This window comes from Cupriavidus sp. CuC1 (assembly GCF_044627735.1).
GTDB classification, from domain to species: Bacteria; Pseudomonadota; Gammaproteobacteria; order Burkholderiales; family Burkholderiaceae; genus Cupriavidus; species Cupriavidus ulmosensis.
In genome coordinates this window covers 1-21,325 of the sequence record NZ_JBIUHC010000032.1, presented here as the reverse complement: position 1 = coordinate 21,325, position 21,325 = coordinate 1, and the positions used below count along the sequence as shown (strand labels likewise).

Sequence of the window (21,325 nt, the reverse complement as noted above, 5' to 3'; positions counted from 1 at the left end):
TCCAGGTAGGGGCTGGCGCCGCCCAAGGCGGTTTATCGGCTGTCCTGCGCACCGGGGGCTGAAGCGGCATTCGACTGCTTGCGAATCTCGGTGGTCGTCCGGCCCCCGAAACCCCAGTTGTCGGTATCCACCTCTTCGATTGCGATGTGCGTCCATTCGGGCGGTTTGTGCAGCACGCGCTCCAGGGTCTCGGTCACTTCCTTGATGACCTGGGCTTTCTGCTCGGCGGTGGTTCCCTCGCGGGTAATGCGAATGCTGACGAAAGGCATGGCGGCCTCCTGCATGGATTGACGTTTCGAGATGAGAGCAATGGATTCCGGGCCGCGGCAGGACACACGTCCGGCCGCGGCTGCCGGCTTCAGCGGCCTGCGCTGAAGCCGCCGTCCACCGGCAGCACGGTGCCGGAGACAAAGTCGGCCTTGGCCAGGTAGAGCACGGCGTCGCTGATCTCGGCGATGTTGGCGATGCGGCCCAGCGGGTGCAGGCTGCCGAGTGCCGCATGGGTTTCGGCGGCATGCATCGGGGTGTCCACGACACCCGGGGCGACCGCGTTGACCGTCACGCCGTGGGGCGCCAGTTCCAGCGCCAGCGCGCGCGTGGCCTGGTTGATGCCGCCCTTGAGGGCCACGGCCAGCAGCGCTGGCACACCGCCGTGCGGCTGAAGCGCCAGGGACGCGGTGATGTTGATGATCTTGCCGCGCTTGCGTTCGCTCATGTGCCTGGCCGCTTCCTGCGACGGATACAGCACGCCCTTCAGGTTGGTGGAGATCTGCTCCTCCACTTCGTCCGGCGTGAACTGCACGAACGGCTTGGCCGTGAAGATGCCCGCGTTGTTCACCAGCACGTCGACCTTGCCGTACTTGGCAATGGCCTGCGCGAAAACCTGGCGCGCCGATTCGGGCTTGCCGACGTCGCCCGCGACGCCCAGGAAGCGCTCGCCAGCATTCAGCTGTTCAGCGGCGGCTTGCAGGCGCTCGGTGGAACGGCCGGTGCCAACGACGTTGTAGCCCGCCTTGAGGAAGGCTTCGGCCAGGCCCAGGCCGATGCCGCTGGTGGCGCCGGTGATGATGACGGTGTTGTCGGTGCTGTGGGTGTTGTGGGTGTTGCTCATGATGGTCCTCCGATGGATCCAGGTTCAGGTTCAGGGTCCGGTGTCGGACTCCAAAGCCGTCACCGGTGTGGAGGTACTATATTGCTGCTGTAGAACGCAAAAAACGGGGTTTCCTGCACTTTTCCTATTACATCGTGTAAAGAATATGCACCGGCAATTCGACGACATCCTGCTCGGCAGCATCGAGCTGTTTTGCCTGGCCGCCGAGGCCGGCAGCTTCACGGCGGCCGCCAATACCGCAGGCGTCACGCCTGCGGCCGTCAGCCGCTCGATCTCGCGCCTGGAAAAGCGCCTGGGCGTGCGCCTGTTCGTGCGCTCCACGCGTAGCATCCGGCTGACTGAAGGTGGCAAGGAATACTTCGAGCAATGCCGCGCCGCGCTCAATCAGCTGGTCGAAGCCGAGCGCAAGGTCACCGGCGAGCAGGTGCAGCCCTCGGGCACGATCCGCATCAGCGCGCCGACCACCTACGGGCACCATCGCCTGTTGCCGCTCCTGCCCGCGTTTCGCGCCAAGTACCCGCTGATCAAGGTGGAAGCACATATCAGCAACCGCAACGTCGACTTCCATGAGGAAAACTTCGACGTGGCGATCCGCTTCCGCGCGCAGCCGGACTCGCTGATGGTCTCCCGGCACCTTGAAGACGCGGCACTGGTCGTGGTCGCGAGCCCCGCCTATCTGAAGCGCGCAGGGATACCCAAAACGCTGTCGGACCTGGACCAGCACGAGTGCATCCAGTTCGATCTACCGAGCAGCGGGCGGCAGATCTCGTGGCTGTTCAAGGAAGGGGGGCACGAGAAGGAGATCTTCTCGACGGGCAACTACATGTGCGCGGAAGACGTGCTGGCCGGCGTGACGCTGGCCAAAGCGGGCGCAGGGCTGTTCCAGACCTACCGATTCGTCGTCGAGCGGGACCTGGCGCAAGGCGAGCTGGTCGAGGTCCTGCAAGCTTTTGCCGGGCGCATGCGCCCCGTCAGCCTGATGTATCCGCACGGCCGTTTACTGCCATCGCGCGTGCGGGCGTTCGTCGAGTTCATGATGGAACAAGCGCGTGGGCCAACTGCTGATCAAAGCGGGGCTCGCCGACGTTGAAGTCCGGCGCAGGCGTAGCAAGAGCGCTCGCGTGCAATCTCGCGCAGGTGCAGCTCTTCACCTTGAGCGAGCGCCCACCCTCTCCCCCGGCCCCTCTCCCATTTCATGGGAGAGGGGAGCAAACCAGCGCATTGCATCGTGTCGCTCTCGCTCGGATGGAGGATCGAAAGTCTGATGAACCCATACAAAGATCTGGCCAGGCGGTTGCCCTCGCTCCAGCTCCATTGATCTGCCAACACTCGTTCTGCCCCGTCGCCAAGACGCCATCGCGCCACTCTCCAAACGGGAGAAGGCGCTAGCTGCCCGAGCCCGACGCATGCCGGCAACGCCTCCCAAAACAAATTACACTTCACCCCATCAGATCAGGTCGCGAGAACAGTGACCACGGGAGACAGCATGGACCTGTTCATGTCGATGGAGGCCTTCGTGCGGGCCGCTGAGGCCCAGAGTTTTGCCAGTGCCGCGCGCCAGTTGGGCGTCGCCAAATCCGTGGTGACCACGCGCGTCAAGCAACTGGAAGAACATTTCGGCGTGCCGCTCTTTCATCGTTCGACACGGGCGGTGCGCTTGTCGGAACTCGGTGAGACCTATTACCGCGATTGCGCCGAACTGGTCAACAGGGTCCACGATCTGTCGGGGCGCTCGCGCGGCGAGCCCCATTCGCTATCCGGCACGCTCAACATCCACGTGCTGCCCGGTTTCGCTCTCGGGCATTTTTCGCAGACGCTGATCGAATTTCGCGCGGCGTACCCGCGCGTGGAGTTCGTCGTCACGGTCAACGACCGGGTTATCGATCCGGTTCAGGAGGGTTTCGATCTCGCGCTCCAGATCTATCCGCCGGCGTCGAACCTGCTCGTCGAGCGGCAGCTGTTTCCGGTGCGCGGCGTGCTGTGCGCGGCGCCCGGTTACCTGAAGGAAGAGCCCGTGATCGAGACACCGCTCGATCTGCTGCGGCACGACTTTGCGCGCTACTCCTACTACCCGTGGGGCGACAAGTGGCCGCTGATGCGGGGCAACGAGTGCTTCGAAATCGCCCTTAATCCGGTGCTGAAAACCAATAGCGTGCATCTTCTGCTCGAGTTCGCGCGAGCCGGCGCGGGCGTGGTCTATCTGCCGACGATGGTCGCCGCCGCCGATCTGCTCGAGCGGCGCCTGGAGCGCGTGTTGCCGGAGTATGCGGCACCGCCGTTGTGGCTCTCGGCCGTCTACCCGGCGTCGCACCGCTCGACGACCAAGGTGAAGGCGTTTGTCGATTTCCTGCGCACACGCTACCCGCGCGAGCCGCAGTGGGACAAGGCGCTAGGCATTGCGCCGCCGGACGACGAGACGAAGAGCGTCGACGAGGAGCTGGCCGAAGATTGACCTTCTGCCTGCCTCCTGGGGTTACCCTCTAGGTACTTTCCCTGGGGCCTTTTTGATGCACCCATGGTTCGCGATTCCCGACCCTCGGATCATTGCTGTCCAGCCTGTCGCCACTTAATCTTCGATGCAAGGAACAACGCATTCAGGGATCAACGGAGGCAGACATGCAACAGACCTGGTTCGGCAGCCTGGACAATTTTCGGAAGGGCTCCATCGAAATCATCAAGGGCAAGCCGGAGCATTACGCGATGTCGAACGTGTTCGAAGTCGCGAGCCGCGCGCAGCCCTATCAGAAAGTCGTGGTCGGCAAGAATCTCAAGTACGTGATCGAGACGCTGCGCGCGGAAGGTTCGTCGCCGTGGTTTGCTGCATCGCACGATGAGTTTGCGGTCGTGCTCGACGGCGAGATCGACGTGTACTTCATCAAGCCCTCGGCCGGACCGCTCGTCGATGCAAAGACGGAAGGCACGGTGCGCCTGGACGGCGAGCCGGCGGGCCAGCCGATGGGCTACGTGCGCCTCAGGCGCGGCCATCAGGCGCTGCTGCCGGCGGGTGCTGCGTACCGTTTCGAAGCGGTGACGAAGGGCGTGCTGCTCGTGCAAACGATCCTTGGGCAATGCTCGGTCGAGAAGTGGGCCGAAATCTGCATCCAATGACCCTCTCTACGCGATCTACGCGATCTATCAACGAATGGAGTCAATCATGGACAAAGTAACCGGGCTGCAAAGCGTCACCGCGACCGAGCCCGATCCGACCACCGGCTACCGCGTCTTCCATCTCGGCGACTTCGAGTTCAGCCGCGATGCGTATTTCGCCACCGTCAAATGGCCCGCGAACGGCCAGACGCGCTCGCACCAGATGCACGCCGACGACTTCCTGCGCGCGATGATGCGCGACGTGGCGTGGGGCTTCTTCTACGGCTGGGTCAATTTCGACGAAGTGATCGGCACGCGCAATCACTACGGCAAGGTCGACATGTATGCGGGCTCGTACAACGCGAGCTACAAGGATGCGGGCATCGATCATACGCAGCAGTTCGATACGCCGCTCATCATGGCAACGTTCAAGGCGATCCTGCGGGACTGGGTCAACGAGGGCTTCGACCCCTTTGCCGCGCCCGAGGAGACCGGCTCCGCGTTCGGCGCGAAACATGGCGACAACATCGCGGCAATCGAGCGCACGCGCATCGCCACCAAGCGCATGCCGGGCCTCGAAGGTGATTCGCCGTTGCGCGACGACCTGCCGGTCAATCGCCAGTTCGCGGACGTGGTCCAGGACGAGCCGGAGATTCATGCGGAGCCGGGCTTCGAGGGCGCGCTGCATGCGTTCAGCCTGTTCAAGTACCTGTCGCGCTCGGATGTGACCTGGAATCCGTCGGTCACGTCGGTCTGCCAGCAGAGCCTGTTCTGCCCGACCACCGAGGAATTCGTGCTGCCGGTGTTCCACGGCAACGACCGCGTCGAGTGGTTCCTGCAACTGTCCGACCAGATCATCTGGGACGTCGCCGACAAGGATAGCGGCGAGCCGCGTGCACGCATCACGATGAACGCGGGCGACATCGCCGCCATGCCCGCCGACATCCGTCACAAAGGCTATTCGCAGAAGCGTTCGATGTTGCTGGTCTGGGAGAACGCCACGCCCGATCTGCCGAAGCGCTACGAAAGCGGCGAGCTGCCGCCCTACCCGATCCAGATCTAACTCTCCGGCATTCCCCCGATCGTCGATCGAACGGCGCCAGAACGCTGGCGCCGCGGGGGATGTCACGTCCAGGTTTTACTGTTTTACTGTTTTCCTATTGCAGGACCAACATGCAAACTCAACTCTTCATCGGCGGCCAGTTCGTGCCGGCTGCAAGCGGCGAAACCCTCGCCACCCTGAATCCGCACGACAACTCGGTGATCGCCGACGTTGCGATGGCCGGAGCCGCCGATGTGGACCGCGCCGTTGCGGCCGCGAAGGCGGCGTTTCCGAAGTGGAGCAATCTCGCCGCGATGGAGCGCGGCCGGCTGCTGCTGAAGCTGGCCGATGCGATCGAGGCGAATGCCGACGCGCTGGCCCGGCTCGAATCGCTCGACACCGGCCATCCGATTCGCGATACGCGCAATCTCGATGTGCCGCGCACGGCCGCCACGTTCCGCTATTTCGGCGGCATGGCCGACAAGTTCGAAGGTTCGGTGATTCCGGTCGAGCAGGGCTTCCTGAACTACCTGACGCGCGAGCCGGTGGGCATCGTCGGGCAGGTGGTGCCGTGGAATTTCCCGCTGATGTTCACGAGCTGGAAGATGGCGCCCGCGCTCGCCGCCGGCAACTGCGTGATCATGAAACCGGCGGAACTGACGCCGCTGTCGAGTCTTGCGATTGCCGAGCTGATGGCGGAGGTGGGGTTTCCCGCCGGCGTCGTCAATATCCTGCCAGGGTTCGGCAATGTGGCCGGTCAATACATCGCGGAGCATCCTGAGATCAGCAAGATCGCTTTTACGGGTTCGACCGCGGTGGGCCGCAAGATTGTGCAGGCATCGAGCGGCAACCTGAAGAAGGTGCAGCTCGAACTCGGTGGCAAAGGCGCGAACATCGTATTCGGCGACGCCAACATCGATGCCGTTGTGCAAGGGTCCGCGTTCGCGATCTTCCACAACCAGGGGCAGGCGTGCATCGCGGGTTCGCGGATGATCGTGCATGAGTCGATCGCCGACGAGGTGCTGGAGAAATTCACTGCGTTGAGCCGCACGATCAAGATCGGCGATCCGCTCGACCCATCGACCGAGATGGGCCCGCTCACCTCGCGCCAGCATCGCGACCGCGTGCTCTCCTACGTGGACATTGCGCGGGAGCAGGGCGGTCGCGTGCTGGCCGGCGGCAAGGCACCGGAGGCGGCGGCGCTGGCGAACGGCTGCTACGTGGAGCCGACCATCGTCGCGGCGAAGCCAGAACATCGGGTGTCGCAGGAAGAGGTGTTCGGTCCGTTCATGACCGTCACCACGTTCCGCACGGACGAGGAAGCGCTCGCCATCGCGAACGGCACCGAGTATGGTCTCGGCGCGGGTCTCTGGACTCGTGATCTGCAACGCGCGCACCTGGTGGCCCGCGAGATCCGCGCCGGCATGGTGTGGATCAATTGCTACAAGCGCGTCAGCCCAGGATCGCCGTTCGGCGGTGTCGGCGCAAGCGGCTATGGCCGCGAGATGGGCTTCGAAGCGATGCGCGAGTACACGCAACCCAAGTCGGTCTGGGTCAACGTGGATGCGCAGATACCGCCTTACTATCCGCGCTAAACCGCGCTAAACCGCGCTGAACCAGGCTGAACCGCCATGAACCCCTTCGTCTACAACGGCTTGCCATCGCGCGTGGTGTTCGGCGCGGGCAGTCTCGACCAGCTGGGCCGCGAGATCGAGTTGCTCGGCGCGACGCGCGCGCTCGTGCTGTCCACCCCGCAGCAGCGCGCGCAGGCGGAAGCGCTGGCCGCACAACTGGGCGCGCGTGCGGCCGGCGTCTTTGCCGAAGCCGTCATGCACGTGCCGGTCGAGACCGCCCGCCAGGCGCGCGCTTTCGCAGCACAGGTCGGCGCCGATTGCGCGATCGCGATCGGCGGTGGATCGACGACCGGGCTCGGCAAGGCCATTGCGCTCGAAACGTCGCTGCCGATCATCGCCATCCCGACCACTTATGCGGGTTCCGAGATGACGCCGATCTACGGCCTCACCGAGGGCGGCGTGAAGAAGACCGGGCGCGACCTGCGCGTGCTGCCGAAGACGGTGATCTACGATCCGGCGCTGACGACCTCGCTGCCGCCCGCGCTGTCGCTCACCAGCGGCATAAATGCCATCGCCCATGCGGCGGAAGGTCTGTACGCGCAGGACGCCAACCCGATCATCAGCCTGATGGCGGAAGAGGGCATCCGGGCACTGGGAGACGGTCTTCCACGCGTGATGGACGAGCCAGCCGATCTCGCCGCGCGCTCGGACTGCCTGTATGGCGCATGGCTGTGCGGCGCCGTGCTCGGCAGCGTCGGCATGGCGCTGCATCACAAGCTATGCCACACGCTCGGCGGCACGTTCAATCTGCCGCACGCGGAGACGCACACGATCGTGTTGCCGCATGTGCTGGCTTACAACCGCGACGCCGCCCCTGAAGCGATGAAGCGCATCGCCCGGGCCCTGCGCGCCGAGGATGCCGCGCAAGCGGCGTTCGATCTCGCACACGACCACGGCGCGCCGACTGCGCTAAAGGACATCGGCCTCACCGCGGCGGATCTGGACGTGGCGCTCGATCTCGCCTTGAAGAATCCGTACTGGAACCCGCGGCCGGTCGAACGCGCACCGCTGCGAGCGTTGCTGGAAGCCGCCTTCGAGGGGCGACCACCGACGTAGCTGCACGCACTGATACACCTACACATCGACACAATAAGACAGGAGACAACCATGGACGGACATTCCTTCGATGCCGGACGCCGCCGCTTCGTCACGCTGGCGGCGGGCGGCGCGCTCGCCGCCTCGACCTCGGCGCTGTCGCCGCTGGTGTTCGCAGCCGGCCCGCGTACCTTGAAGATCGGCTATGTATCGCCGCAAACCGGCCCGCTCGCGCCGTTCGGGGAAGCCGATCGCTTCACGATCCAGCAGATGCAGACGGCGCTGAAGAGCGGCATCGTGATCGGCGGCAAGCCGTACCCGGTATCGATCGTGGTCAAGGACAGCCAGTCGAATCCGAATCGCGCCGGCGAAGTGGCGAACGACCTGATTCTCAAGGACAAGGTCGACATCATGCTGGTGTCGGGTACGCCTGAGACCGCGAATCCCGTCAGCGATGTGTGCGAACTGAACGAGATGCCGTGCGTGTCGACCGTGGTGCCGTGGCAGCCGTGGTTTTTCGGCAGGAAAGGCGATCCGAAAAAGGGCTTTCGTTTTACCTATCATTTCTTCTGGGGATTGGAGGACGTGATCGCCGTCTATACCGGCATGTGGCAATCGGTGCAGACCAACCACAGCGTGGGCGCCCTGTTCCCGAACGACGGCGACGGCAACGCATGGGGCGATGCCAAGCTTGGGTTTCCGCCCGTGCTGGCGCAAAAGGGTTTCACCCTGAAAGACCCGGGTCGTTTCCAGAGCATGACGCAGGACTTCTCCGCGCAGATTTCGGCGTTCAAGCAGGCGAATGCGCAGATCGTCACCGGCGTTGTGATCCCGCCCGACGCGAAGAACTTCCTGGTCCAGGCGCGCCAGCAGGGCCTGAAGCCCAAAGTCATCTCGATTGGCAAGGCGCTGTTGTTTCCGACCTCGATCGAAACGCTGGGCGATCTCGGCGACGGTCTGTCGACGGAGGTGTGGTGGTCGCCGTCGCATCCGTTCAAGTCGTCGCTGACGGGACAGAGCGCGCGGCAGGTCGCCGACGATTACGAGCGCGTGACGTCGAAGCAGTGGACGCAGCCGATTGGCTTCGCGCACGCCCTGTTTGAAATCGCGGTCGATGCGTTGAAACGCGCCAAGGATGTCGACTCGAACGAAGCGATTCGCGACGCGGTCGCGTCGACCAAGCTCGATACGCTGGTCGGCCATGTCGCATGGGGCAGCGGCCCGGTGAAGAATGTCGCGAAGACGCCACTCGTCGGCGGCCAGTGGGTGAAGGGCCAGAAGCATCGCTTCGACCTGGCGATCGTGAACAACCAGCTCGCGCCGACCGTGCCGCTAAGCGGCCCGCTCAAGCTGATCGCGTGACCAGTGCGTGGAGAACTGCCATGAGCCCTGTCCTGAAACTGACCGGCGTCTCGAAGCGCTACGGCGCGTTGCTGGTCACCGACGATATCAGCTTCGCGGTCGAGCGCGGGGAGACCTACGGCATCCTCGGCCCCAACGGTGCCGGCAAGACGACGCTGTTCAACCTCGTCAGTGGTGATGTGCGGCCCGATAAGGGCGGCATCGAGTTCGACGGTGCCGACGTCGGGCACCTGCCGCCGCATCGCCGCTGCGTGGCTGGCATTGGCCGCTCATACCAGGTGCCGCGGCCGTTCGGCGGCATGACCGTGTTCGAGAACCTGCTGGTGGGAGCGACGTTCGGCGGTGAGCTGACGGAGCACGCCGCTTACGAGGTTTGCGTCGACGTGCTGGAGCGCACCGGCCTCAAGGCCCGCGCCAACCAGCTGGCCGGAACGCTCGGCCTGCTCGATCGCAAACGCCTGGAGCTGGCGCGGGCGCTCGCCACGCAGCCGCAATTGCTGTTGCTCGATGAGATCGCGGGCGGTTTGACCGAACCCGAAACGCACGAACTCGTCGATGAAATCCGCCGGGTGAAGGAGCACGGCGTGACCATCGTGTGGATCGAGCATGTCGTGCATGCGCTGCTCGCGGTGGCCGACCGGCTGCTGGTCATCAATTTCGGCAAGCGGCTCGCCGAAGGACTGCCCGCCGCCGTGATGGAAGACCCCGAGGTGCGGCGGGTGTATCTCGGACTGGAGGCATGACCATGTCGACACTATTGGAGACGCGCGGCCTGACCGCGTTCTATGGCGATTTCCAGGCGCTGTTCGGGATCGACGTGACGGTAGCGCAAGGCGAAGTGATCGCGCTGATCGGCTCGAACGGCGCGGGCAAGTCGACCTTCCTCAAAGCGGTGGCCGGGCTGCTGCGCGCGCGCGCCGACCAGATCCTGTACCGCGGCGAACCGCTCGGCGGGGCGGCTGCGGAGGGCATCGTCGGCAAGGGCATCGCGCTGGTGCCGGAAGGGCGACGTCTGTTTGCGAGCCTCACGGTCGAAGAAAACCTCCTGCTCGGCGCGTATTGCAAGCGGCCCGGACGGTGGAATTTGCAAACCGTCTATGCGCTGTTCCCGGCGTTGCGGGAACGCCGCCACCACGCCGCCACGGCACTGTCGGGCGGTCAGCAGCAGATGGTTGCCATCGGCCGCGCGTTGATGAGCAACCCGGATCTGCTGATGTGCGACGAACTCTCGCTCGGTCTCGCCCCGGTGATTGTGCGCGAGATCTATGCGGCGTTGCCCGAGATTGTCGCGGGCGGCATGAGCGCGATCGTGGTCGAGCAGGACGTGCAGCTTGCACGCCGCGTGTCGTCGCGCTTCTATTGTTTCCAGGAGGGGAGGGTGTCGCTGTCGGGCGTGTCGGCCAACGTCTCCGACGAGGCTATCACGCAGGCGTACTTCGGAGTCGTCGCATGAATACCTTGATCAATATCGTCGTCCAAGGCGTGCTGCTGGGCGCGCTGTATGGGCTCTTCGCCATGGGCCAGTCGCTGGTGTTCGGCGTGATGCGGCTGACCAATACCGCGCATGGCGACTTCATCGTGCTGCTGGTCTTCGTGCTGTTTGCGCTGACGGGCCTGGCGCATCTGCCGCTCGCCGCCGCGATCGCGCTGCTGCTCGTGATCGCATTCGGTGCAGGCTACGCGGTGCAATACACCATCCTCAACCGGGTCAGCAGCCGCGACCCGCTGCCCTCGCTGATTGTCACCTTCGGGCTGTCGATCGTGATCCAGAACGTGCTGCAGCAGGTGTTTTCCGCGGACCCGCGCTCAATCGCGACGGGTAGCTTCGAAGCGAAGAGCATCACGCTCGCGGGCGGCATCACGCTCGGCTATCTTCCGCTCGCCGCGCTGGCCGCAACCATCGCGTTGGCGTTCGCGATGCAATGGCTGTTCGGCCGCACGCCGCTCGGCAGGGCTTTTCGGGCGACCTCCGACGACCGCGAGATTGTCCAGTTGATGGGCGTCTCATACCGCCGCACCTACGCGCTGGCGATGGGCATCGCGTTCGTGCTGATTGCCGTCGCCGCCGCGCTCTATTCGATGCGCACCGCGGTCTCCCCGACGGATGGGCCGGCTTTGCTGCTGTACGCGTTCGAGGCCGTGATCATCGGTGGGATGGGCTCCTTCTGGGGCACGTTCGTGGGCGGCATGGCGCTGGGCATCGCGCAACAGGTGGGCTTTTACTTCGACCCCGGCTGGGGCATCTGGCTTGGCCACGTGGTGTTTCTTGCCGTGCTGGTGGCCCGGCCGCAGGGCTTGCTGCCCAAAACCGCATAGAGGTATCGACATGACCACGTACTTGAACAGCGCTGCGCCAGGCTTCGAGGTGCAGCGCGCGACCCGCGCGAGCCGGGTGGCCGTAGCCGGCTTGCTGATCGTCGCACTGGCGGTCGCCAGCGCGCCCTGGTGGGCCGGGCGCGATGCGTTGCGCGATTTCGTGCAGCTTGCGTCGTATCTCGTCTTCGCGATGATGTGGAACCTGCTCGCGGGGTACGGCGGCATGGTGTCGATCGGCCAGCAGGCGTTCTTCGGCATCGGCGGCTATGGGATGTTGATACTCGCGAACTATTGCGGTGTATCGCCGTTCATCGCGGTGCCGCTCGCCGCGGGAATCGCCACGGTGGTGGCGATTCCGGTGTCGCTGGTGGCGTTCCGTCTCGAAGGCGGGTACTTCGCGATCGGCACGTGGGTGATCGCCGAAGTGTTCCGCCTGAGCGTGGCGAACGTGTCGGTGTTGGGCGGCGGCTCGGGCACCAGCCTGACCGCGCTGCGGGAGGTGCCGCGCGCGCTGCGCGAGTCACTCACACTCTGGCTCGCGCTTGCCATCGTCGCGGCCGCGGTCGGCCTGCTCTACGTGTTCCTGCGCTCGAAGGCTGGCCTTGCGTTGACCGCGATGCGCGACAACGCGGTTGCGGCCAGCAGCCAGGGCGTGGACGTGAAGCGCGTGCGGCTCATCGTCTATCTGGTATCGGCATGCGGCGCGGCCCTGGCGGGTGGCCTGTATTTCCTTGGCAACCTGCGCATCTCGCCTGACGCTGCGTTCTCGGTGAACTGGACCGCATTCGGCATCTTCATCGTGATGATTGGCGGTTTGGGGACGCTCGAAGGGCCGATAGTCGGCGCGCTGATCTTCTTCGTCTTGAACAAGTTCCTGTCCGACTACGGCACCTGGTACCTGATCGGGCTCGGGGTCCTGGCCATTGTCGTGACGATGTACTTTCCGCAGGGCCTGTGGGGCTTCGTGTCACGCCGCTTTGGCCTGCAACTGTTCCCGGTGGGCCGGCGCGTGGTGTTCGACGAGACCGCGCCGCCGCAGAAGCGATCGCCCGGCGGCATGGCGGACTCGCTCGATACGCCGCCGGCCACGCATCGGGCATGAGGTGAGCGATGAACACGGCCATTTCCGAACCGCAGCCCGGCTTCCTGTGCGCGCTCGACGACATTCCCCACGGCGGCGCGCTGGAAATTCCGGCCGGGCAGGCCGGCGTGCCTGGCATCGTCTTGCTGCGCCGGGGCGATGACGCCTGGGCGTATCGCAACGTCTGTCCGCATTTTTCGATTCCGCTGAACTACGAGCCGAACACGTTCTGGGCCTATGACCCCGGCTTGCTGATGTGCGCGCATCACAGCGCGATGTTCCGCTTCGAGGACGGGCTGTGCGTGGACGGGCCATGCGAGGGCGCGGCACTCACGCCGGTTGCCATATGCATTGAACAAAGACAGATCTTCAACCACGACAAGAGCGGACAGGCCTGAAGAATGCGCGGCGCGCCTCGATATCCGCGGGCGCTTGCGGGCAGTGCGCTACGACTTCGTCGTGGCCGGGGAGGGGCAATGATGGGTTACTACTTCGCGGTATTCGCCACCGACAAGCCAGGCATGGGCGCCGTGCGCGAGCGCGTGCGCCCGGCGCACCGGGCCTACCTGCGGGCGCCATCCGCCCAGCGGGTGATCGTGCGGCTGGGCGGGCCGACGCTCACCGAAGACGGTGCCGGCATGAACGGCACCCTGCTGGTGGTGGAAGCCGAGGCGCTGGCCGACGTGGAGCGCTTTGTCAACGCGGATCCCTATGTGCGCAACGGCATCTTTGAGCGCGTTGAAATCCGCCCGTGGCAATGGGGGTTGGGAAATCCGGACAAACCAGCATGAGCGGCACCGCTGCAACGCTGCAACGCTTCGTACCGTCGCCGGGAGTCCGGCGGCGACGCGCCGCGCAAACCAAAAGAACCCATATCGGGACACCACAATGGAGGAAGCAATGAAGTGCTCACGGATTGAATGGCGCATTGCCTTGCGCCGCGGCGTGTTGGCCGCCACCCTAGCCGCCGCCGCGGGCGGCGCAACGGCTACCGAAAACGGCGGCTCCATCTACCCGATGGGCGCGGAGAACTACATGACCGGCGCGCTGCCGCCGCCCGGCCTCTACGGCATGGTATTCCTGAACCGCTACGAGGCGGATTCACTTCGGGACAATAACGGCAATCGCGTGCCCCTGGACTTCAGTGTCCACGCCAACGCGATCTCGCCGCGCCTTGTGTGGGTGCCCGGCGTGAAAGTGCTGGGTGGCGACGTGGTGCTGCACACGATCCTCCCGCTGGTGAACCTGCGGGTGCAGGCCGGCAACGCCAGCCAGACCAAGACAGGCATCGGCGACATGGTGTTCGGCACCGGCCTCGGCTATCACTACAGCGAGAACCTGCACGCCGTGTTTGGCGTGGACGTGTTCGCCCCCACCGGCCAGTACAACAAGAACGATCTGGCCAAGATCGGCCGCAACTATTGGGCCGTCCAGCCGCTGGCGAATTTCACCTACGTGGATCCCACCGGCCTGAACGCCGATATCAAGGCGATGTACACCTACAACTTCAAGAATCCTGCGACCAATTACAAATCGGGGCAGGAATTCCACTTCGACTACGCATTGGGATGGGGCGTAGGTGGCGGGTGGGTGCTCGGTGCGGGCGGCTATGCCTATTGGCAGGTCAGCGATGACAAAGTCAACGCCCAGACGGTACCGGACAACAAGGGACGCGCCTTCGCAATCGGCCCCTCGCTCAAGTACGACAGCGGCAAAGGCTGGTTCGTCACGGCGAAATGGCAGAAGGAACTGGGCGTGCGCAACCGGGCGCAGGGCAACGCGTTCTGGGTCAAGGTGGTGTTTCCTTTGTGAGCTTCGCTGTGAACAAGGGGGATGCGGCAGCAGCAGCCGTGCGCCCCCATCTCTCACGGCGCGTCACGCCTCAAACACCAGCTCCGGCACCACGATCTCCCACTCCTTGCATCGTATCTGCTGCCTGAAGCCGTCCTCCTCATCGTCCAGCCGCCGTACCACGATGGCATGCACCTGCCCCCTGACGCGCACAACGCGCAATGGTGATCGATAGCGGCGCGACAGGCGCCCCACCACGATGCCGGATGGGCTTGACAACTCCCACCTGTCATCGTCGCGACGCACCTGGAGCGCATCGCCGGGGCGCAGCGCCGCGATTGCGAGGTGCATGGGGTCGCCTGGTTCGCGACGCCCGGGGAAGCCCAGATCCACGTCGCCAAGCGTAAGGCGTTGATATCGGGTCGACAGCGCAGCGACAGGGCTCGGCAGCTGCACCGGCGCGCGTCGCATCGTGCCGTCTGAATTCGCGAGCGCATCGATGAACTTGTTGCCGCCGGACAGGCGGCACAGAAACAGCAGGCTCCTTGCCCGCGTCATGGCAACGTAGTACAGCCGCCGAGGCGCATCGGCGTCTTCGTTCTTCCCAACCTTATCCCAGCCACCATCAAGCACTACGACGTGCTCAAACTCAAGACCCTTTGCGCGATGTGCAGTGAGAAGAAGCAGGCCGGTCTGGCGCCGCTTGGTTTCGCGGCCCCATTCGGCAAGCCACTCGGTGAAGTGGTCCTTTGGCAGGTCCGCGCCCGAAATCTCCAGCTCGTAGCTGTTCACTGCCTCCCGAAGCAGCGCCCACCAGGGGCCATCCTCTTGCTTGCCAAGCCAGCTCAGCATGGCAGCGACATCGACCAGGTTGCCGGGGGTGCTACGCAGCCATGCCAGCATCGCCTGTGTTTCACGCAAGCGCCAGAAATTCGTGGATTCCTCATCGGCCATCTGTACCGGGATTCCCAGGAACTCGCAGTAGGCGCGAACCGGTTCCAGATAGCTCCATTCCCGGGCGATGACCGCGCAGTTGCTCCAGCTCCACGCTCGGTCGAGGGAGGCAAGGCGCTTGAGTTCCGAGATCGCCGCGAGCGCCTGCGAGGCGATTGAGTCGGCGGCGGGCAATATCTGAACCCGGCCCTGCCCGACAGGGTCGCGAGACTGCCACTCACCGCCAGGCGGAACCCTCCGCCTGGCGCGATCGACGGTGATGGGTTGCGCCTTCTTCATGCGCTCGGATGCCGGTTCTATGACGGTATTGGCCGCGTCGATGATGTGCGCTGTCGAGCGGTAATTCTCGATCAAGAACTCCGGCTTGGCCTGATAGTCGTCGGCGAAGCGGCGGATGAATTCGACCGAGGCGCCATCGAACGCATAGATGTTCTGGTCGTCGTCGCCCACGGCGAAGATGCTGAGCTTGCTCTCTTCATCCTGGAGCGTGCGGCCCGCGAGGGCGGAGATGAGTGCATATTGCTCGGGACCGATGTCCTGGTACTCATCGACAAGGATCCAGCGGAAGCCGGCCAGCAGCCGCTGGCGTTGTTCATCGGCCTCGTCCGGCGGGAGATCGCTTCCGTCGAGCAGCTTGATGGCTTGCTGCAGCACTTCCCTGAAGCGGTCGCTGTCGGCCTTCTCGGCCTGTCCCGCGAAGCTCGCGCCGACAAGCCGCATGGCCAGCGCGTGGCAGGTCAATACCGTAACGCTCCTGGCATCGTCTCCGATCAGGGCCGACAGGCGCTTTCGGATCTCCACCGCCGCGTGCCGGTTGTACGCGAGCGCGAGGATGCCGTGGGGATTCTCGCGCCTGGCCCGCACCAGATAGGCAATGCGGTGTACCAGCACGCGAGTCTTGCCTGAGCCCGGGCCGGCGAGTACCAGGACATTGGTTTGCTCACGTTCGTCGGTGACGATGCGTTGCTGGGTCGGGTTGTTGAGTGCTTCGACGACCCGACGCCAGGAGTCCGGCGTGGTTTGCCGGGACAATTCCTTGTCGCGTCCCGGAAGCCAGCGCAGCAGGAATTCGTTCCGTGCCAGGCTGAAGTATTCCATTGCCAGCCTCGACGCATCGGCGATGGCCTGCAGCCCGCGCTGGGCGTACTCGGACATCACGTGAATCTGCGTGACCTGTTCGTCGTAGTGGATCTGCAGCGGCACGAAATCCGCCTTCACGAAGGCGCGCTTTTCCTTGTCGAGCAGAATCGTCATGGCGGGCCGGAACACCGCCAAGCCTTTGTTGAGGCGGATGATTTCCTGCTCGTGCAGCCACAACAACGCGCGGTCGAGCAGCTTGGTCGGTTCCTTGACCTGTGCCAGGAGCACCAGGTCGGATTGCATCGCCGATAGCATCTTTCCGAGCGTCGTCTCTGCAAGTACGTCTGTGCCGCGTGCCGCGGCCGGAGTACAGGACAGAAGATGTGTCAGCAGGCGTTCGGCTGCGGTGCGCCGCAGCTCTGCCGTCTTGTCCAGGCTGTCCCAGGAGCGCTGAAGCTGGATCCCGATGCTCTCCGCATCCAGGCGCCGTACCAGCATGCTACCCATGCCCCCTTCGTCCGTGCGGCCATCATTGGCGATGCTCCGGATAAGGCGCCAGACCTTCTCGGGCAAGGCAGTGGGGTGGCCCTCGTCCTTCAAGCGCTGGGCCGCACGTCGTAGCTGCAGCACGGACCACTCGCCCTTGCCGAGATCCGGGGCCGCTTCGCGCAGCAGCAGGATCAGGGCCCGTTCGATGGACTGGGCTTCTTCCAGCCGCTTGGTGGACGAGCGCTCCACCGCGACGTGAACGAATGCCGTCAACGCGGTGTCATTGCTGGCGATACCAAGGTGTTCCAGGTCGAAGAGCGCTGCGCGCACCTTTTCGGCACTGAGGCCCGATATCCCCATCAGCTCGTCCGTCGAGATGCCCTCGTCCGCGTTCGCGCCTAGCAACGCTTCGACCAGGGTCATCAGCTTCTGGCGATAGGTGTCGTTCAATTGCGCTGTGGCCAGCTTCTCTTTGGCTTCCTCGCTAGAGCCCACACGTAGTGAGGAGGGGAAGATCTGTACCTGGTTTTCCTCGCGCGTCAGCAGCATGGCCTCTTCGAGCCAGGAGATCGCGGTGCGCACGCGCGTGTCGTCGGTGGCCGAGTCTCGCTCGAATTTTCCGTCCTGGTCTTCCGCGAGTATCTCGCCTGGCGTAGCGATGACCTCGCCGCCCAGGCGCTTCTTGCGATCCAGGCTCCGGAGCGATCGGAGAACCGTTTGTATCTCCGCGCGAGTCAGCCGGGAACGGGCGGACATGCTGAACTGCCGCTCCACGTCGTCCGTCGTGTAGAGCAACACGCACCGGGCCGCGCTGCGGTCGCGCCCTGCCCGGCCGGCCTCCTGCAGGTAGTTCTCCAACGAACCCGGGATATCCGCATGGACTACCAACCGGACGTCGGGCTTGTCTATGCCCATGCCAAAGGCATTGGTGGCCGTGATGACGCGCAGGTCGCCACGGATAAATCGCTCCTGAACGCTCCTCTTGGTTTCCGGTGCAAGTCCCGCATGGAAGTACTCGGCCTGGATATCCTTCTCGCGCAGGAAGCTTGCTACCTCCTCGGTTCTTTTCCGGGTTGCACAGTAGACGATCGCGCCATCCTTGCTCTCCGGGGAGAGCTCGGACGCGAGCACCTGGGAAATATGATCGAGCTTGGCCTCGGACGTGGTGGGTATGACCGAGAACTCAAGATTGTCGCGATTGGCCCCGCCGTTGAACAGCCTGAGGCCGACCCCCACTTTTTCGCGAAAGTGCTCGAGGATGTCATTCATGACATCCGGCTTCGCCGTCGCGGTCAGGCAGAGCACGGCGGGTACCGGGCCTTGGCCGGCCCGCTCCTTGATGAAGCGGCCCACATAGCGATAGTCCGGGCGGAAATCATGCCCCCATTTGGACAGGCAGTGCGCCTCGTCCAGGACCCAGGCGCCAATTTCACGCTGCGCCAGCGCTTTGCGAAGGGCGCGGTTGCGCAGTTGCTCGGGCGAGACGATCAGGATGCCGATATCGCCTAGTCGGACCCGGTCCAGGACGTCCGCCCTCTCTGGCATGGAAAGCAGGCCGTTGACAGCGGCGCAGCAGGTGATGCCTTTTGCTTCCAGGCCGGAAACCTGGTCGGCCATCAACGCAACCAGCGGGGAAATGACCACCGTCAGCGCGCCCGTCTTTTCAAAGCGCGAGAGCGCCGGGATCTGGTAGCAGATCGACTTGCCTGTGCCAGTAGGCAAGATCCCGAGCACATGCTCGCCGCGCATCGCCGCCTCCACGATGCTCTGCTGCAAGGGCCTGCCATTCTCGTCCATCGGCTCCGGGCGAAAGCCGGTCAGCGCCGGAAACCAGCGAACCAGCTCCTTGACCGCGTTGTGGCGCTCCTGACACCACGCGCATGCGGGATCCTCGCACGGCGTGTCCCGGAGCAGCTTGACCAGCCGCCCCGCCTCAGGAAACTGGTGGCGTACCCAGGGCGGCATCACGGAATTTCCGCCCGCCACGGAGAGCCACGCAATTGCATAGGCGAGGGCCCAGCCATCCCGCTTCGCGTCCGCCAGGATATGGCGGCGATGCGTACTGCACGTATCACGACCCAACAGGGACTCGATTGCCGCCGCGGCCTCCTCGTTTGTTGGCCTGAGCTTGCGGCGCACGGTGATGAAGAAGGCGTTCAGTCCGGAATCCGGTCCGTCGATCGTCGTCAGCCAGTGCCAGGCGGCGAGATATTCCGGATTCGTGGCATTGAGCGACTGCAGGGCCCGGTGCTGATCACGAAACACCTCCAGCGTCAGACGCGCATCCAGCTCCGGATCATTAAGCCGGCCCCGCTTCAATTGTCCATCCTGGTAGTGCTTGACCAGATGGTGATAGGGATTGCGAGGGAATGCCAGCGGATTGATTCGCAGCGTGTCAACCGCAGGCATTTGGAGCAGGTGCAAATTGGGATGCGCAGCCGCCAAATGGGGGAGATCGAAGGCGATCAGGTTATGGCCAAGAATAAAGGCGCCACCACGGGAGAATGCATCGAGTTTCTCCAGTGCTGCAAACAGCTCGCCATGCCGATGGACGAGAGATTCCCCTGTATCGCCGCGCACGGCGGCAAACTGGTGAATGCGCTGATCGTGGACCCCGACTTCGAGATCGATCGAGACGCAGCGTGGTGAGAAACTGGCTTCCCCCTCGACTTTTGCTTCCTGGCCCTGCATCAACATCAACCCCTCGGTACGTTATTGTTATGGGTTCAGCGGCGCGTCCCGTTATCTCGGCGCGCCAGGCCGTAGTCAGGTGATAACCGAGCAGACTGGCGGCATAATGTGTGCAATATTGCACCAAAATGTGTCTGCGTGGGATGGCCTCGTGGTGAAGGGGTAATGTCGGCTACGGCGCGCATGGCATGCATGGCGACCGCCGGGAAGGTAAGAGCCCCAAATGGGGCGCCATCCGCACGCTAAATCTGGATATCGGACATGAGACGCCTGAGCGGCAATATGGCCGAGCTTGCCATGGCCGACTGATCGGGCTTGTACAGAACACTCGGCCGGCCGGACATTGGTCAAGCGCGAACGCGCACGCATGTCGTACGACAAGGGATTTTTGATTGAAGTGCCTTGAGTGCGTACACGATAGTGTTGGTTATTGGTTCTAGGATCAGATTCGACGATGGCCAGCCACGTAGAATGGATGCTCTCGGTGATGTCGCAAAATCAAACCTCCGATAAAGGCAAAAAGCATCTCCCGCCTCCTCTGGGAACTCCATCTCGTTCCCGCTGACAACGACAGGCGTCTGCACTCCAACGTCGGCCGTCCTTACATCGATGACCTGGGCCAGTTCGGAGGCTTCGAAGGAGAGGGTGTCGTAGCCAGTACCTTCGCCGAGCCGGTCAGATGGCTAATCGATTCGTGCATTTGCGAAGCCTTGACCCAGTAAGGCTGGAACGATCGGGTCGCTGCGCGCCGTCGATCGGGCGGCCAGCGGCCTCGCCGACTTTGCCGCTAGCGACTGCGTTGCTAACGACAACGCTGCGAACCGCACCTCCACGCGTCACAAATCGGTCACGATCCCTTCCTATGCTGGCAAGGCTCGGATGCATCATTGCGCGAGCGCCCACATCGCCGGAGAGCCATCGTGTCGATCAGCCAGGACAGAAGCCGCAGGCGGCGAAGCAAGGGATTGCCAGTGGCGTGCCGACACGGCTTGGTGGTGTCGGTCATCGCGTTCGGCTCAGCGATCGTCGGCGCGTGCGGCGACCGCGGCAGCGCGCCCACCGCAGTATCTTCTGGCAACACGCAGGACGCGCCCGTCATGCGCGCGCCAGCGGATGCCCAAGCGGCACCCGAGCCGCCGGTCTCCACCACGAACCAGCCGAACCAGCCGAACCAACCGTTTGACACCACCGCCGCATCCGCCTCCGGCGGACTCGCTCCGCCTGTGATTCACAGCGCTGACTGACCACGTTTGCGCAGCGCCCACGGACGCATGCCGCCCGCCGGCAGGTTCGTGTCCTTCCTCCCCACCTATTTCGCCGGAAGACCGAATATGACATCCAACAGCCGACGTGATTTTCTGCGCTCTGCCGCCCAGGCGGCGGGAGCCGCCGCCGCGATGGGCGTACTGCCGGAGGGCATTCGCAATGCGCTAGCGATCCCTGCTCACGATGCGAGCCGCAGCATCGAGGATGTGAAGCACATCGTTGTGCTGATGCAGGAGAACCGCTCCTTCGATCACTATTTCGGCACGCTCAAGGGCGTGCGTGGTTTTGGCGACAAGCGCACCATCACGCCTTACTTTCCGCAGGTCGCCGATTGAATTTCCGCGTAATTTCCCGGGCGCCGGTAGGTCAGGGTTTGCGGGGCGCTT

18 protein-coding genes and 2 pseudogenes are annotated in these 21,325 nt (G+C 64.1%); 16 read left to right on the top strand and 4 right to left on the bottom strand.

The features are described 5' to 3' along the window. Nucleotides 1-32 precede the first annotated feature (32 nt). Together ACGLHR_RS16010 and ACGLHR_RS16005 are read right to left on the bottom strand one after the other, a co-directional pair. Nucleotides 33-269: a 4-oxalocrotonate tautomerase family protein gene (locus ACGLHR_RS16010; RefSeq protein ID WP_267604920.1), complete on the bottom strand. Its 237-nt coding sequence runs from the start codon at nucleotides 267-269 to the stop codon at nucleotides 33-35. A gap of 89 nt (nucleotides 270-358) precedes the next feature. Further along, complete coding sequence (locus tag ACGLHR_RS16005; RefSeq protein WP_400095106.1) at nucleotides 359-1,111, bottom strand: SDR family NAD(P)-dependent oxidoreductase; 753 nt, start codon at nucleotides 1,109-1,111, stop codon at nucleotides 359-361. 145 nt (nucleotides 1,112-1,256) lie between these two features. On the opposite strand from ACGLHR_RS16005, the gene ACGLHR_RS16000 reads away from it, so the two are divergent. The 14 genes from ACGLHR_RS16000 to ACGLHR_RS15935 all read left to right on the top strand — a co-directional run bounded on the left by ACGLHR_RS16000 (nucleotide 1,257) and on the right by ACGLHR_RS15935 (nucleotide 14,480). After that, complete coding sequence (locus ACGLHR_RS16000; protein WP_400095159.1) at nucleotides 1,257-2,201, top strand: LysR substrate-binding domain-containing protein; 945 nt, start codon at nucleotides 1,257-1,259, stop codon at nucleotides 2,199-2,201. Nucleotides 2,202-2,597: 396 nt separating this feature from the next. Then, nucleotides 2,598-3,563 carry a LysR family transcriptional regulator gene (locus tag ACGLHR_RS15995; RefSeq protein WP_400095104.1) on the top strand — a complete coding sequence of 322 codons (966 nt, stop codon included), beginning with the start codon at nucleotides 2,598-2,600 and terminating at the stop codon, nucleotides 3,561-3,563. Between the two features lie 164 nt (nucleotides 3,564-3,727). Next, nucleotides 3,728-4,219 (top strand): hydroxyquinol 1,2-dioxygenase, encoded by a 492-nt coding sequence (locus ACGLHR_RS15990; RefSeq protein WP_400095102.1) that lies wholly within the window; start codon nucleotides 3,728-3,730, stop codon nucleotides 4,217-4,219. 46 nt (nucleotides 4,220-4,265) lie between these two features. Next, nucleotides 4,266-5,261, top strand: a complete 996-nt coding sequence (locus ACGLHR_RS15985; RefSeq protein WP_400095101.1) for a hydroxyquinol 1,2-dioxygenase — start codon at nucleotides 4,266-4,268, stop codon at nucleotides 5,259-5,261. 110 nt (nucleotides 5,262-5,371) lie between these two features. Then, complete coding sequence (locus tag ACGLHR_RS15980) at nucleotides 5,372-6,835, top strand: aldehyde dehydrogenase family protein (RefSeq protein WP_400095099.1); 1,464 nt, start codon at nucleotides 5,372-5,374, stop codon at nucleotides 6,833-6,835. Nucleotides 6,836-6,871: 36 nt separating this feature from the next. Beyond that, the gene (locus tag ACGLHR_RS15975) at nucleotides 6,872-7,930 is read left to right on the top strand and encodes a maleylacetate reductase (protein WP_400095097.1); all 1,059 of its coding nucleotides are present in this window, start codon (nucleotides 6,872-6,874) and stop codon (nucleotides 7,928-7,930) included. 51 nt (nucleotides 7,931-7,981) lie between these two features. Further along, nucleotides 7,982-9,271: an ABC transporter substrate-binding protein gene (locus ACGLHR_RS15970; RefSeq protein ID WP_400095095.1), complete on the top strand. Its 1,290-nt coding sequence runs from the start codon at nucleotides 7,982-7,984 to the stop codon at nucleotides 9,269-9,271. Between the two features lie 20 nt (nucleotides 9,272-9,291). Further along, nucleotides 9,292-10,014: an ABC transporter ATP-binding protein gene (locus ACGLHR_RS15965; protein WP_400095093.1), complete on the top strand. Its 723-nt coding sequence runs from the start codon at nucleotides 9,292-9,294 to the stop codon at nucleotides 10,012-10,014. Beyond that, nucleotides 10,011-10,724 (top strand): ABC transporter ATP-binding protein, encoded by a 714-nt coding sequence (locus tag ACGLHR_RS15960; RefSeq protein WP_400095092.1) that lies wholly within the window; start codon nucleotides 10,011-10,013, stop codon nucleotides 10,722-10,724. The genes ACGLHR_RS15965 and ACGLHR_RS15960 overlap by 4 nt, the downstream gene beginning before the upstream one ends. Then, nucleotides 10,721-11,587, top strand: a complete 867-nt coding sequence (locus ACGLHR_RS15955) for a branched-chain amino acid ABC transporter permease (protein WP_400095091.1) — start codon at nucleotides 10,721-10,723, stop codon at nucleotides 11,585-11,587. The genes ACGLHR_RS15960 and ACGLHR_RS15955 overlap by 4 nt, the downstream gene beginning before the upstream one ends. Nucleotides 11,588-11,597: 10 nt before the next feature. Next, the gene (locus ACGLHR_RS15950) at nucleotides 11,598-12,689 is read left to right on the top strand and encodes a branched-chain amino acid ABC transporter permease (RefSeq protein WP_400095090.1); all 1,092 of its coding nucleotides are present in this window, start codon (nucleotides 11,598-11,600) and stop codon (nucleotides 12,687-12,689) included. Between the two features lie 8 nt (nucleotides 12,690-12,697). Next, on the top strand, nucleotides 12,698-13,066 hold the full coding sequence (locus ACGLHR_RS15945; protein ID WP_400095088.1) for a Rieske (2Fe-2S) protein: 369 nt from the start codon (nucleotides 12,698-12,700) through the stop codon (nucleotides 13,064-13,066). A gap of 81 nt (nucleotides 13,067-13,147) precedes the next feature. Continuing rightward, nucleotides 13,148-13,459, top strand: coding sequence for a YciI family protein (locus ACGLHR_RS15940; protein WP_267604933.1), 312 nt, complete (start codon nucleotides 13,148-13,150; stop codon nucleotides 13,457-13,459). A 109-nt stretch (nucleotides 13,460-13,568) separates the two neighbouring features. Then, nucleotides 13,569-14,480 carry a transporter gene (locus ACGLHR_RS15935; RefSeq protein ID WP_400095087.1) on the top strand — a complete coding sequence of 304 codons (912 nt, stop codon included), beginning with the start codon at nucleotides 13,569-13,571 and terminating at the stop codon, nucleotides 14,478-14,480. Nucleotides 14,481-14,543: 63 nt separating this feature from the next. Here the strand turns inward: ACGLHR_RS15935 and ACGLHR_RS15930 are convergent, their stop codons facing one another. After that, nucleotides 14,544-19,679, bottom strand: a complete 5,136-nt coding sequence (locus ACGLHR_RS15930; protein ID WP_400095086.1) for a RecQ family ATP-dependent DNA helicase — start codon at nucleotides 19,677-19,679, stop codon at nucleotides 14,544-14,546. Nucleotides 19,680-20,020: 341 nt separating this feature from the next. After that, nucleotides 20,021-20,335 (bottom strand): annotated as a pseudogene (locus tag ACGLHR_RS15925) (protein NO VEIN domain-containing protein); the annotation flags it as partial. A gap of 258 nt (nucleotides 20,336-20,593) precedes the next feature. On the opposite strand from ACGLHR_RS15925, the gene ACGLHR_RS15920 reads away from it, so the two are divergent. Both ACGLHR_RS15920 and ACGLHR_RS15915 read left to right on the top strand, forming a co-directional pair. After that, entirely contained in the window at nucleotides 20,594-20,917 is a 324-nt protein-coding gene (locus ACGLHR_RS15920) for a hypothetical protein (protein ID WP_400095084.1), read from the top strand. A gap of 87 nt (nucleotides 20,918-21,004) precedes the next feature. After that, nucleotides 21,005-21,247, top strand: a pseudogene (locus ACGLHR_RS15915) (alkaline phosphatase family protein); the annotation flags it as partial. Nucleotides 21,248-21,325 lie beyond the last annotated feature (78 nt).